Here is a 14,710-nt window from a genome sequence, read left to right on the forward strand (position 1 = left end):
GCCTTTTCTATGCTATCCAAGCATATTTAGACTCTACTACCATTGACGTGTTTGTATAAATAATTGATAACTATGTGACAGAGTCCTATTGTGTGGACACATTTTTGTAATGGCTTTAATTTTTTCCTTCATCTTCGACGATGTTAGTAGAATCTGTCTAATAGTTGCAAGAATTAACCCACATGCGTCTTTCTGATCCCGCTCAAAGCGGGAGAAGAATCCCATATGTAAGATGTCTTTTATGATGAGATGCTTCCTGTCGTCAGCATGACGCGACCCTCATTATAATTTTTACGCCTATTCGAATGCTTTAGCATGACTCCAATAAAAAGTTTATCCCAAGGATACGAGAGATCTCAATACTAAAGAGATTCCTCCTAAAGCCTGTACTGAGTTTATTGAAGTATCGGAATGGCAGAACGTAACAGTTGAATCTTTTCGACACCTTTTTCGATTTAAAAAGGACTTTGAGTCTCCGATTGCTAAATATATTAGTGTTATTGTGCTTTGACACCAGCTTAATACCGGCTTAGAACCAGCTATACACAAGGATGACACCAGAAACACACAAGGATGACACCAGGTTGGTACAAGAAAAATAGCCAAACCTGCCAGATTAAAGACAGAAAAGTTGATTTAAATGCATTATGGCAAAGTATGTTGGCCGGTTCGGCTATTTAAACAAGACACAAAAGTGCCAATTTACAGTTGGTACTTGATTTTGTTAATTAATTTTATATAATAAAAGCTGGTAGCTATGAAATATCATGAGGGAATAACTGTGGTAGCAACAAAAAATCCCTGCCATCTATTGATAGCAGGGACCCCTCAAAACTAAACCAAATTATTATTAAAACTGATGCTTAATAATTTGTTTTTTTCCATCTATAAAGAGTGAAAAATGTATTTTTCCGGCTTGCGGATCATTTCCAGCTTCTTCTTTAAAGTCTATTTTTGGCGCTTGATTTCCACTAAATGGATATAAAACAGTAGCAAAGTTTACTTCTTTTGCATCTTTTTTATCCTGTTCAAAAGCAAATGCTGGTCTATTAGCTTCTTTCCTGTATGAATAGGAAACTTTACCTTCTTCTTTTGTGAATTTAGCTTTTCCGGTATTAAAATTTCTGATAATTAAGTTGTTACCATCTTTATAAGTAGTAGCAACGCTATTCTCTTTTAGATTATATACAGGCTCGTTATTTTCTGCCAATTGAAAATGGACACCAATGTTGCCGGTAGCACTACCAACAGCGCTATCGAAAATGATGAAGTATTTTTTGTTAACAAACATAACTGTTCTGTAATGGTCTAAGTTCTTATAACTTGGGTTTTTGTAAACCAATACATCCAGGTTTTCAGAAGTGTTCCATCTTATTAATTTAGCATCACAGGTGTCCAGGTTTTGATTGTTAAGTGTTAATGTTTTGTGTACTCTGGTTTGTCTGTACCAGTTTCTTAATTTCAAAATTTCTGCATCGCCTCCGTAAACATAAGCGCCTGCATCGGGCATAAAATTTCTTCCTTTAACCCAAAGGTCGAATGTACCGTTGTCTGGCTGACTGTGCCAGAAAGCAGGAGGGCTTGCTTTTAATACCATTACGGTGGCGGTATCTTTCCAGCTATTTCTAAAACTATAGAATCCACCATCTTTTAGAGCGTGTGAAAGAAATTTAGGGGTTTCTCCTTTTTTGCCATCCGTAGCATAGTACTGTATAATTTTATTACCCGGAAATACTTTAAGCCAATCTTTGTAGTTCTTAAGCATTCCCGATTTATCTTCTAATTTAGCATCGCTAAACATAGGATAGGTATAATCCGGGAAGGAAAAATTTACCTGAGCCATAATCATTTCCTCTATAGTATCTTTAAAAGACTGCGGAAATTCACTATCCAGATTAGCCAGTTGGGTCATTCTTAGTGCTTTCAGGAATATGTTTATTGCTGCGGTATGGTAGTTTGGAGATAGCTCAAACTGCATTCCATCTGCATAAATCTGCTTTTTAATTTCGGTATTTAATATATCAATACCACTTTTTCTCCATTTAGCGGCATCTTTAAATTCAGGAAAGAAGGCACCTGCATAAATCATCCTTTGGGCTTCGAAAAGCAGGTGATTTCCTTTGTCGGAGTAATTGTTTAAAATGTAATCCGCATGTTTGTTATAATTGTTTAAAAACGCCATTAAAAACTCCGGAGTGAAATAAGGAGAACTAATGAATATATTAAACATGGCTGTTTGATCCTGAACACGGGTAGCAACTTCCAAAGCTCTCCATGCAAATCTGTCATTTTCTTTAGATAAACCGAGTGGATTTTTCTTTATCCAGTCCAGATACTGTAAAGTCCATTCCTTTGCATATTTTTCGTCACCACTAGACCAATATGCTAATCCCATAGGAAGCCACCAATAAGTTCTGTGCAGTTGCCATCTGATTTCGTTATCTTTTATTGGCCAGTGCTGCCAATTGATATCTTTTCCATAGTCAATGAATCCATAACCTTTATGAACGAAGAAAAGATGCTCTAAGCCCTTGTCTGCTTTTTCCTGATTGTCTTTAGAAAGTGGCTTTCCCGAAAATTTTGCTCTATCTTCTGGGTTATAATCCGGATGTTTAATATTATTTCTCTGTTTGTAGTACGCCAAAAGTGTTTTTGCAGCTGTTTCATATTTTTTACTTGCCACCAAACTTTTAACTTTCTCTAAGCCAGGATAGTCCAGATTCAGGTTTTTAAAATCTTCACCGGAGATAGAAGATTTGCCTTTTCCGATACTTAGTAACGGAAAAAGCAATAGAAGCATGAATAATGATTTTATTTTCATTTTTCTTCTAGTTTAGTTTTTTCAAATCTATGTTTTTAGAATCAGCATACCTTAAAAGTGCTTCTAAATAATAGTAATCAGCGTAATTTAAAGGTGTGTCTATCTCAGAGTTATACAAGAAAGCGCCAACACTGTGTTTCAATATAAAATACCCGTTTGTATCTTCTTTAGCCAGATATTTATCAGACGACAGAGATTTTAAAATATCTTCTGCATAAGAGAAGTAATTTTTATTGTTGGTATATTTTGTTAAATCTATTAATGCGGAGGCGATTACTGCTGCGGCCGAAGCATCTCTTGGAGCCCTTTTTCCACCGTTGTGAATGTCATAATCCCAATACGGAATTTTGTCTTCATCTACATTAGGATGTTCCATAATGAATTTGGCAATAGCAATTGCATGGTTAAGGAAAACTTTGTTATTGGTTTCTTTATAGGCCATGGTATAACCATATAGCCCCCAGGCCTGACCTCTTGACCATGCAGACTCATGGGTTAATCCCTGATGGGTTTCTTTTTGTATGGCTCTGCCAGAAAGTGTATCATAACTGATCACATGATAAGAGCTGTTGTCTGGTCTGAAGTGATTTTTTAATGTTGTTAACGAGTGTTGTACAGAAGCATCTACGTATTCTGGCTTTTTAAAGGCTTTACCTGCCCAAAAAAGATAATCCAGATTCATCATGTTGTCTATGATAACAGGAAATTGCCAATGGCCAAAGTCCCATGATCTGATTGCTCCTACAGTTTTATTATATCTCTTATATAAATTGGCTGCTCCTTTCTCTAAAGTAGGTAAGTAAGCTTTGTCTTTTGTAATTCTGTATCCGTTGCCAAAAGAACAATAGATCATAAAGCCAAGATCGTGGGTGTGGGTAAAGTTTTTCAGCGAGTCCATAGCTAAAGTGAACTTACGGGCACTTGTTGCAATTTGTTTATCGCCAGAAATTTCGTATCCGTACCAAAGTGACCCAGGGAAAAAGCCGGTGGTCCAGTCCTCTTGCGGAGCTAATCTTACTTCTCCGTCAGGATAAACAGATCTGGGGTTCATTCCGGGCTTATAAGTATCGGCAGCTTTCTTCAATTGATGGACTATGCTTTTCTTTGCATTTCTCAACCAACCCAAATCCTCTTGCGCTTGAACCTGATTTTTAGCCATTACTAAGGCTATGCTACAAATCAGAACGCTAGCAATTTTTCTCATATAATTTTCAGTTTTAATCTTATGTGAAATTATGAAGCTTCTGTGGTTTAGGATTTCGATTTTATCCAAATTGATTTTGATTTTGGTGAATGTAAATATATTGGGATATAAATAGCTATTGACCAGTATAACACAGGTTTTTTGCTTTCTTTGTTCTGGTTTATTCAAAATTTAAAGGAAATTGGACAATTTCAAAACGATAAGATAAATGAATGAGATAATTTGGATTAACATTATTAAATCTAAAATCATGAGAAAAATATTTATCGTTTTCTTGTTTTCTCAGCTATTTGTTCATGAAGGGAAAGCACAGTCAACAATTAAGCTTTCTGATATAACGTTAATGCATGAGATGAGAGCAACTCCCTTTCCTTTGGATAACGGAAAGGTGCAGAACAGGAAAGTAGCCTTTATGTGGCCTTTGCTTCATAACGGAGACCAGGGCGCAGCTTTAGATGGGATAGAGGAAGAGCCAAAAGATAAACCAGACCCTAATAAAATTAATTATCGCCTGCGTATTTCAAAAGATAGTTTATTTAAGAAAGATGTTAAATATGTAGATTGTCATTGGGCGTTTTATAATGCAGAAACGCTTTATGCTAATGGAAGATGGTTCTGGCAATATGGATATGTAAAGGATGGGAAAACTGCATGGTCGAAATTACTGAGATTTACTGTAGAAAATGGCAATGAGGTTTTTAACCCGCCGTCTTTTACCAATTTCATAAAAAAGTTACCTCAAACTCATCCAAGAGTTTGGATTAGAGCTGAAAAGTGGGATCTATTTATAGAAGGTGCTAAGCATAAAGAAGAGCGTGGTTGGTATTTAGAGCATGCTAACGGCGTTCTAAAAAAACATATCAGGAATATTGCAGAAACAATAGATACCAGCAAAGTTGCAGAACTAAAAACTGAAGTTAAGCGGAATGCCCTATTGGTAAGAGAAAGCCGGAGAATTGTAGATAGGGAAGAAGCCAATACAGAAAGTTTAATCAGGGCATTTCTATTAACAAAGGACAGGCGATATTTTAACGCTGCAATGGAGCGAATTGAAGAAATTGTAAGCTGGAAAAGTAGTCCTTATTTTAAAGGGGACTTCAATGAATCTACGTTACTTTCTTTAAGTTCTATGGCCTATGATTCTTTCTATGACCTATTATCGGGCCAACAGAAACAACTCTTGCTTAAGGAAATAAAGGAAAACGGAAATAAGTTTTTTAAGCGTATACACAACCATTTCGAGGCGCATATTGCAGACAACCATACGGTTCAAATGAATCTAAGGATATTCACCATGGCCGCTTTTGCTGTTTATGGGGAATTGCCAGAGGCTAAGCAATGGGCAGACTATTGTTACAATGTGTGGATTGTCCGTTTTCCAGGTGTTAATAATGATGGTGGATGGCATGAAGGAGATTCTTACTTCCACGTTAACATACGTACTTTAATTGAAGTTCCGTATTTCTATAGCCAAATTGGAGGTTACGATTTTTTCCGTGATCCGTGGTATAAAGGTTCTGCCATGTATACTATTTTTCAGCAACCTCCATTTTCAAAATCAGCGGGGAATGGAAGTTCGCACCAAAATGTATTAAAGCCCAGTGGTACGCGTGTAGCTTATGCTGATGCATTGGCAAAGTTAACCAATAACACTTATTTAGCAGATTATGTAAGGGTGATCGTAGCAGCGGGGCCAGAAATCATGAAAAAAGGATTTATGGCTAAACCAGGAGATTTGTCGTGGTTCCGTTTGCAAGATAATACACCGTTACCAACCGGAAAAGGTCTGGCAGATTTGCCCTTGTCTTATGTTTTTCCTAATACGGGGCTGGCAACTTTTATGTCCAGCTGGAAAAATATCAAAAAAAACGCTATGATGAGCTTCCGTTCAAGTCCTTTCGGGTCTACCTCGCATGCTACTGCAAATCAGAATGCTTTTAACACATTTTATGCTGGAAAGCCATTGTTCTATAGCAGCGGTCATCATATTAGTTTCACAGACGAACATAGTATTTATTCGCATAGAAGCTCAAGAGCGCATAATACCATTCTTGTTAATGGAATGGGCCAGAAAATTGGAACAGAAGGTTACGGCTGGATTCCGAGATACTACTCTGGTGATAAAGTTTCTTATCTGATTGGAGATGCTTCTAATGCTTATGGAAAAGTGATATCTCCGCTTTGGATTGAAAGAGGAAAAGTGTCTCATCTGGAATATTCTCCGCAAAATGGCTGGGACGAAAACAAATTGAAAACTTTCAGAAGACATATAGTGCAGTTAGGAGGGGCAGATTTATTATTTATATACGATGAGCTGGAGGCAGATCAGCCTGTTGAGTGGAATTATTTACTGCATACCATTACAAATCCTATGTTGGTTAATGAAGAAAAAGATATGGTGCATATAAAGGCTTCAAATACTAATGGAGTTTCTGACGCTTACCTGTTCGCTCCTGAAAAACTGAAGGTAGATCAGACAGATAAATTTTTCTATCCGGCAGTTAATTGGTTGCGAGCGGATGATAAAGGACATTTTGCTCCTTATCCAAACCACTGGCACTTTACAGCCAGCTCTTCCAAACAAAAAACTTATCGTTATGTCACTGTTGTCAGAACTCATCATAAAGACGATATTTTATCAAAACCACAATTCGCCTCTGATGATACTATATTGGTGGACGATTGGATAATTAAGGTAAACATTAAAGCTTCAGGTAAACCAACATTTTCCATTAAAAATAAAAAGGGCGATGTGGCGATTGAATATAATGATGCTACCCTTATAAAAGAAAACGGTAAAGAGGTAAGGTTGACAGACCAATTACCAGATCTTGAAATTTAAGATTAAAGAAGATGGCTGAAAAGCACTAATGCTGTCACATTGGAGTCGAAATGTGTTCCTAAGTAGCACTGAAGAGGCTTCGACTAAGCTTGTATTGAGCTTGTCGAAATGCTCAACCTGACAAAGACAGTACTTTTTGGACACCCTCTTTTGTTTTGCTGATTATGCTTTGAGCGCATGCGCATCAAGTGAAGAGTTTCCCTCATCCGCCCTTTGGGCACCTTCTCCCTTCCCGAAGGGACTCCTTTGGAGCAGGCAGAAGGAGAAAAGTACAATGTTTCTGCGATGAAACACCGTTCTTAATTTTGCACTTCCGATTCTCCCTCTCCTTCAGGGGGAGGGGTTAAGGGTTAGGGGATTATGATACGGTTAGATTGCTAAAAGTTCTTAACCTGATGCTAATGTGTTTTGAGCGGGAGAAACATCCCATCATAAAAGTAATACACTTGCGAATGGGATTCTTTCCCTTTGATCAGAATGACGCAAGCAGCTAATTCTACATTCTGCTAGTCCTTTAAATAATATTTAGCCAAAACTGAAAGTATTTTAGATGATTTTAAAAGCTTCTTTTTAAGTAGCTGGTTAAATTCGTTCTAATCAATTAGATATTTAAATCAAATTGTGGATAGTGCTCGTAAATCTTGCGGAACCTAAGCTAATATTATTTAATAACGATGAAGAAACTTTTCAAATACGCAACTCCCTTTTTATTGTCAGGCGTTTTCAGCTTTACGGTACAGGCTCAATCTGTTCAGAAAAAAGACAAGAAAATGAATATTGTCTTTATCATGACGGATGACCATACCACTCAGGCCTTAAGCGCCTATGATAACAGATTGATATCAACACCCAATCTTGACCGGTTAGCTAATGAAGGGATAAAATTTAATAATTGTTTTGTAACCAATGCAGTTTGCGGTCCGTCCAGAGCGACCATCTTAACAGGTAAGTATAACCATATTAATGGCTTAACCGATAATCATAAAGTATTTGACAGTACACAGGTGATTTATCCCCAAATCTTAAAGAAAGCCGGTTATCAGACTGCGATGATAGGGAAGTGGCATTTGGGATCTACACCTATGGGGTTCGATTATTATAGTATACTGCCTAATCAGGGCGAATATTATCAGCCGGTATTTATCGAGAATGGAAAGAAAGTTCAGGAAAAAGGATATGTTACGGATGTAGTTACAGATAAAGCGATAAACTATCTCGAATCTCGTGATAAAGAAAAGCCATTTTTATTGATTTATCAGCAAAAAGCGCCACACAGAAACTGGTTGCCTGCTCCCCGTCATTTAGGTATGTTTGATCATAAAACTTTTGCAGAACCTTCTAACTTATTAGACGATTATTCTAATCGTGGAAGAGCATCAAAAGAGCAGTTAATGAGTATTTCTAAAGATATGTGGGATGCCTGGGATTTAAAATTGGCGTCTTCCAGGGATTTAGATTCTATAGCGAGGTTGCCAAAAGCTAAGTTTGTTGACGCTAAGGATGATGATTTTACCCACGCCAATGATAAAACACTGGATCAGCAACGGTTTTTTCAGGTTTTTGATAGAATGACAGCAGAGGAGAAAGCGGCATGGACAAAGGTTTACGATAAAAGAGTTGCAGAATATAGACGCCTGAATCTGAAAGGCGATGAGCTGACGAGATGGAAATACCAACAATATATGAAAGATTATCTGGCTTGTGTTGTTGCGGTAGACGAAAATGTGGGCAGGTTGATGGCGTATTTAGCAAAAGAAGGTGAGTTAGACAACACCATTATTGTATATACTTCGGATCAGGGGTTTTTCTTAGGAGAGCATGGTTTCTTTGATAAGAGAATGATGTATGAAGAATGTTTAAGAACACCTTTGCTTATCAGATATCCGAATGGAATAAAAAAAGGTATTGTATCTGATGCCCTGGCCATGAATGTAGATTTTGCACCAACTTTATTAGACTATGCGGGAGTGAAGATTCCAAAAGATATGCAGGGGAAATCTTTAAAACCTATAATAGAGAATGATGGAAAGGTTCTGGCAAAATGGAGAGATGCTGTTTATTACCATTACTATGAATATCCAAGCTGGCACATGGTAAAAAGACATTATGGTGTGCGGACCGACAGATATAAATTAATCCATTTTTATAACGATATAGATGAATGGGAGCTTTACGATTTGGAAAAAGATCCCAAAGAAATGAAAAATGTCTATAACGATTCCAGCTATGCAAATGTGGCGAAGATGATGCATGCCAAAATGAAAAAGTTACAAAAACAATATAAAGACACTAATCCAACCGAACAATAAAAGATTTAGTAATTATGAATAAGTTAACCAGTATTAAGAACCTTTGTATAGCGGCTGTAGTATTTTTAGCAGCGTGTAAAGGGGAACAGAAGCAAGAAAGGCCCAATATTTTATTGTTAATGTCCGACAACCAGTCGTGGCATCATATGGGAGCTTATGGTGATAGTATTGTTAAGACTCCAAATATAGACCAGATAGCGGCAGAGGGTGTTCGTTTTACAAATGCATTTTGTAACTCACCTTCCTGTACACCTGCCAGAGCGGCTATGTTAACAGGTCAGGATATCTGGAGGATCGAAGAGGGAGCGAATTTGTGGGGTACATTGCCTACAAAATTCGAAGTGTTTCCAGAACTTTTAGAAAAAGCAGGTTACCGTGTGGGGTATGATGGTAAAGGTTGGGGGCCGGGTAGTTTTGAGGCGAACGGAAGAAAGCGTAATCCGGGAGGAGATAAGTACGCGAATTTTGCTGAGTTTATAAAAGACAGGAAAGAAGGGCAACCATGGAGTTATTGGTTTAACAGTCTGCATCCGCATCGTCCTTACGAGGTTGGTTCGGGAGAAAAAGCAGGAATAGACATTAATAAAATAAAAGTGCCGGGTTACCTTCCGGACACTAAAGATGTACGTATTGACATTGCTGATTATTACGCTGCAATACAAACTTTCGACACCGAAGTAGGCGAGATCATGCAGCAACTGAAAGAAAGCGGACAATTGGAAAATACTATTGTTATTGTTTGTAGCGACAATGGTTGGCAAATGCCACGCGGTTTGGCAAACTTATACGATTTTGGTACACGGGTTCCTTTAATTGTATCATGGCCCGAGAAATTTAAAACAGCTGCCGTTACAGATGAACTGGTTACATTGCTGGATTTAGCGCCAACTTTTTTAACGCTTGCAAATGCAGAAGTTCCTGCTTATATGACAGGAAAAAGCTTATTACCAATTGTTGAGAATGGTGCAGATAATAAAGATTCGCGGGAGTTTGTGGTACTGGCGAGAGAAAGACATGCATTTGTAAGACAGCATGGCTTAGGTTATCCGGGAAGAGCTTTAAGAACGAAAGATTATTTATATATCAAAAATTATGAAGCTGACAGATGGCCTGCGGGTGATCCTCCGCTTTACGGAGATGTAGACCCATATATGTTAAACTATCCGGGACCAGCTAAGTTTTTTATTCTTAAACATAAGGATGATGATGCCCAACAAGCTTTCAATCTTGCTTTTGCTAAACGTCCTACAGAAGAATTATATGATATAGCGAATGATCCTGATCAATTGCATAATCTTGCTGCCGACAGCAAATATCAAAAGGTAAAAGCAGAACTTTCTGCTAAAATGGTGCAATATCTTAAAGAAACTAAAGATCCGAGAGAAACCGGCGGTAAAATTATTTGGGACAATACAGATTATTTTAGCGAAATTGATAAGACACCTAAGCCAAGCAAAGAAGCTATAGAAATTTTCGGTTTAGATACTATGTATAATTATTTGAAATAAGCATGTTGTAAAATACAGCGATTATGAAAAAATACATTTTAATGCTTGCAGCGGTTTTGTCTCAATTGTCTGGGCAGGCACAAAGTAAAAGGTCTGACAGACCTAATATTTTGATTATCATGACAGACCAGCAAACGGCGGAAGCCATGAGCAATGCTGGTAATACAGATTTGAAAACACCAGCCATGGACTTTTTGGCAGCAAATGGTACAAGATTTACAGAAGCTTATTGTGCACAGCCTTTGTGTACTCCTTCCCGTTCTTCTATTTTTAGCGGTGTAATGCCAAGCCAGAACGGTTTTGTAGGAAACTATTCCGAAGAGGATGGACAATGGCCAGATTCTTTGTTGATTATGGGAAAGATATTTAAAGAAGGCGGCTATAAAACGGCTTATGTTGGTAAATGGCATTTACCGCTGCCAACCACTAAAATCTCCCAACATGGTTTTGATTATATCCATAATACCTGGAATGGTGATTTTATAGATGCAGCTATCCCGGCTTATAGTGCAAAATTCATGAAAGAGAATAAAGACAATCCTTTTTTATTGGTGGCGTCGTTCCTGAATCCTCATGATATTTGCGAATGGGCAAGAAATGATTTCTTAAAAATGGATTTCATATCTGCACCGCCAGCTCCGGAATTATGTCCGGTTTTACCCTACAACTGGAAGATATCACCTCACGAACCACCCATTATCAGAGAGCAGCAAAAGGTAAATCCAAGAACTTATCCAACAACAGAATGGGCACCAGAAAGATGGAGGCAATACAGATGGGCTTATAATAGACTAATTGAAAAGGTTGATGGCTATGTGCAAATGATGCTGGATGGTTTAAAGAAATACGGATTGGAAGATAATACCATCATTATTTTTACAAGTGACCATGGTGATGGTTATGGAGCACATCAGTGGAACCAGAAACAGGTTTTATATCAGGAATCTGCTAAGGTACCGTTTATCATTTCAAAAATAGGGGAGTTTAAGCCGCAGGTTAATAACAGCTTAATATGTAATGGTACAGATATCATGACCACTATAGCGTCTTATGCCGGTGTAAAAACGCCTGCTTATTTAAAAGGAGCAGATATTAAGAAAGTAATGGACAACCCTCAGCACAAACTTAGGGATACCCTGGTTATAGAAACCGATTTTGCAGATAATACGGTTTTATTGGGGATTAGGGGCAGAGCAGTTATTACTCATAAATACAAATACATTGTTTATGATAAAGGAAACTTTAGAGAGCAGCTATTTGATTTGGAGAAAGACCCGGGCGAGACTAAAAATTTAGTGGTAGATGCTTGTTATAAGAAGACCTTGAAAAGTATGCGTGAGTACCTGAAAGATTATACACGTAAAAATAACGATTCCTTTAACCCTTATAACTAGGATATATGTTAACAGCTTTATTATTAGCTGCACAACTGCTGCTTGCTGCGCCACCGCAACAAGCAGCAGTTCAGAAAATAGAGGTGCCTATGTTGCACCCTAGAGTTAGGGAATGGGCTTATCCTATAAACGATGTTAAAGTAAAATCTAATGAAGTCTGTTTATTGTGGCCTGGTACTCCCGGAAAAGATATAATCTATAAAATTCAACTTTCTGCAGATGAATCTTTTCAAAAGAATTTGCTTTTAGGAGACGAACAGGAATGGGCTGTATTTCCTGTGCATCAAAATTTAGCAGAAGGTAAATGGTTCTGGAAATATGCCTACAAAACCAAAGACAGCAAAGAATGGAACTGGTCTGCGGTAAACTCTTTTCTGATTGTTAAGGCAGAGAAGTCGAAAAGTTCGCCTTCGGCCAAACAAATGCTTGCGAATTTAAAAGATCAAAAGCATCCAAGGTTATGGTCATTAAATCAAAATGCGGAAACCTTTTCTGCCAACAATAAAAATAATCCGGAAGCTAAGGCTTTTGTAGCTTCTATGCGAAAGCAATTGGGCAGGCCTTTGCCCGAAGAAAAACCTACCAGACCCAGAGATACTACCGGAATGAACGAATTGCAGAAAAAGCAAATGGTAGAATTTATGTATCATGGTTTTGGAAATAAGGTAGCTAATCCTATTAAAGATTTATGTATAGCATTCTATTTAACCAAAGACAAAAGTTTCATTAGTGAGGCCATAAGACAAGGTTTACATGTAGCCAGAATGGATCCTGAAGGTTATGCCAGCAGAGACGATTTTAATAATGGAAATATTATAGAAGGCTTGGCAACTTTATATGATTTAGGATATGATTATCTTACCCAGGAAGAAAAAGAACTGCTAAAGAAATCGATTTTTATTCGTGGCAACCAGATTTATAAACATCTTCCTAACCGTTTTGAATTGCAAATGTGCGACAACCACGTTTGGCAGCATATCTTAAGAAATTTTTCTATAGCGGCTTTAGCTGTGGCTAACGATATACCGGAAGCAAACAAATGGCTGTCATACGTTTATGAAGTTTGGAATGCCCGTTTTCCGGTTCTGGCTTCTACCGATGGTGGGTGGCATGAAGGTAATGGCTATTTCAGAGTACATTATAAGACCCTTATATATTTACCTTTACTATTTGGCGATTTATCCGGAAGAAACTATTTCGAAGAGGATTGGATGCAGAATCTGGCTTATTATATCCTTTATTCTTATCCTCCAAAATCTACTTCTGTTTCGCAGGGAGATATGCATGAAAATTTATCGGATATAGTTAGAAACCACGGTTTGTTTGCCGATGCTTTATCAACAAAAATCAATAATCCTTATTTAGTTTGGTATGCTAAAGAAATAAGGACGCTATATCCTGATTTTTTTAGAGCTAATGATGATTTTTTATTATTCAGGTTGTTGAACTATAAAGGGGAAAAAGTTGAATTGGCGTCGAAAGAACCAACAGATTTACCAAAATCCAGAGATTTTAGAGATATAGGTTTAGTGGCTATGCATTCTAACCTGAACGATGTTTCGAAAAATGTGAATGTATTCTTAACCTCTAATCCTTACGGAGTTGCGGGACATGCACATGCCGCTCAAAATGCGCTTACAGTAAATTATAAAGGGAAAAAGGTATACGGGGGCACAGGGTTTTATTCTAATTTTAGCGATGCGCATAATTTGTTAGATTATCGCTCATCCAGAGGGCATTGTACTGTATTAGCTGATAGCTTAAGCCAACGGTTAGGCGAAGACGGTTATGGTTGGATACCAAGGTTTATAACAGGTAACAGAATTCAATATGCTTTAGGGGATGCTTCAAGTGCATATGGTAATTTAACCACAAGTTTCTGGCTGGACAGGTTTGCCCAAATAAAAATAAAGGCAGATAGAAAAAGCGGATATGGAGATGCTGGAGTTAAAAAATTCAGACGTCATGTATTACAGTTAGATAGTAATTATGTAGTGGTTTATGATGAGCTGGAATCTGTAGCGCCAATTAAATGGACCTCACAAATGCATAGTCCGTATTTAATGCAGGAAGTAAAAACTAACCTTGTTAATGCAAAGGTTTTTGAATTGAAGTCTGATTTTGTACAATCTAATGCTACTGTATTTTCCAGCAGTAATACTGCTCTTGCGGTACATAATAAATATAATTATCCTGCTAAAAACTGGAAAGGTAAAACCGATGATGAAGGAAATATTATTCAGTTTAGCAACCAGTGGCATGCAGGAGTAACATCTGCAAGTCAAAGTAAGCAAAGGTTTCTGACAATTCTTCAGATACAGGATAAAGTACTGAAACCTGTTAAGAATGTAGGTGTAACAAAAGGTTTACAAAAATTACAGATAGGAGAATGGACAATTTCTGCAAATTTAAATATAAATGAAACTCCGGGCTTATATATTGTATCCTCAGATCAGAAAGCAGTATTCAGTTATGGAAATAAAGAAATGAATGTTGCAGGAAAACCTGTTAAAATTGATAATTCCGAGAGCTCGGTACTGGTAGAGAATGGGCATAAACAGGAAGTATCAGATATTTTGCCAGCTGTAGTTCATCAGGACATCGGAAAATAATTATTTTCGTATTAATTGTG

7 protein-coding genes are annotated in these 14,710 nt (G+C 37.5%); 5 read left to right on the forward strand and 2 right to left on the reverse strand.

Annotated features, from left to right (window positions below):
* Positions 1-850 precede the first annotated feature (850 nt).
* Positions 851-2,821 (reverse strand): heparin-sulfate lyase HepC, encoded by a 1,971-nt coding sequence (gene hepC, locus ABWO41_RS01460; RefSeq protein WP_353132335.1) that lies wholly within the window; start codon positions 2,819-2,821, stop codon positions 851-853.
* Between the two features lie 7 nt (positions 2,822-2,828).
* A complete protein-coding gene (locus ABWO41_RS01465) occupies positions 2,829-4,025 on the reverse strand; it encodes a glycoside hydrolase family 88 protein (protein WP_353132337.1) in 1,197 nt (398 codons plus the stop codon).
* Positions 4,026-4,275: 250 nt separating this feature from the next.
* On the opposite strand from ABWO41_RS01465, the gene ABWO41_RS01470 reads away from it, so the two are divergent.
* From ABWO41_RS01470 to ABWO41_RS01490, 5 genes are all read left to right on the forward strand, one after another.
* Positions 4,276-6,867 carry a DUF4962 domain-containing protein gene (locus ABWO41_RS01470; RefSeq protein ID WP_353132339.1) on the forward strand — a complete coding sequence of 864 codons (2,592 nt, stop codon included), beginning with the start codon at positions 4,276-4,278 and terminating at the stop codon, positions 6,865-6,867.
* A 674-nt stretch (positions 6,868-7,541) separates the two neighbouring features.
* On the forward strand, positions 7,542-9,176 hold the full coding sequence (locus tag ABWO41_RS01475) for a sulfatase family protein (protein WP_353132341.1): 1,635 nt from the start codon (positions 7,542-7,544) through the stop codon (positions 9,174-9,176).
* A 14-nt stretch (positions 9,177-9,190) separates the two neighbouring features.
* Entirely contained in the window at positions 9,191-10,684 is a 1,494-nt protein-coding gene (locus ABWO41_RS01480) for a sulfatase family protein (protein WP_353132343.1), read from the forward strand.
* 23 nt (positions 10,685-10,707) lie between these two features.
* Entirely contained in the window at positions 10,708-12,078 is a 1,371-nt protein-coding gene (locus tag ABWO41_RS01485; protein ID WP_353132345.1) for a sulfatase family protein, read from the forward strand.
* A gap of 5 nt (positions 12,079-12,083) precedes the next feature.
* On the forward strand, positions 12,084-14,690 hold the full coding sequence (locus tag ABWO41_RS01490; protein ID WP_353132347.1) for a DUF4962 domain-containing protein: 2,607 nt from the start codon (positions 12,084-12,086) through the stop codon (positions 14,688-14,690).
* The last annotated feature ends 20 nt before the right edge of the window (positions 14,691-14,710 follow it).

This window comes from Pseudopedobacter sp. (genome assembly GCF_040392825.1).
In the GTDB taxonomy this organism is placed as follows: domain Bacteria; phylum Bacteroidota; class Bacteroidia; order Sphingobacteriales; family Sphingobacteriaceae; genus Pseudopedobacter.

What these genes read in the sequence shown, in the direction of transcription:
- hepC (WP_353132335.1), bottom strand. Translation starts at nt 2,821, where the DNA reads ATGAAAATAAAATCATTATTCATGCTTCTATTGCTTTTTCCGTTACTA.
- ABWO41_RS01465 (WP_353132337.1), bottom strand. Translation starts at nt 4,025, where the DNA reads ATGAGAAAAATTGCTAGCGTTCTGATTTGTAGCATAGCCTTAGTAATG.
- ABWO41_RS01470 (WP_353132339.1), top strand. Translation starts at nt 4,276, where the DNA reads ATGAGAAAAATATTTATCGTTTTCTTGTTTTCTCAGCTATTTGTTCAT.
- ABWO41_RS01475 (WP_353132341.1), top strand. Translation starts at nt 7,542, where the DNA reads ATGAAGAAACTTTTCAAATACGCAACTCCCTTTTTATTGTCAGGCGTT.
- ABWO41_RS01480 (WP_353132343.1), top strand. Translation starts at nt 9,191, where the DNA reads ATGAATAAGTTAACCAGTATTAAGAACCTTTGTATAGCGGCTGTAGTA.
- ABWO41_RS01485 (WP_353132345.1), top strand. Translation starts at nt 10,708, where the DNA reads ATGAAAAAATACATTTTAATGCTTGCAGCGGTTTTGTCTCAATTGTCT.
- ABWO41_RS01490 (WP_353132347.1), top strand. Translation starts at nt 12,084, where the DNA reads ATGTTAACAGCTTTATTATTAGCTGCACAACTGCTGCTTGCTGCGCCA.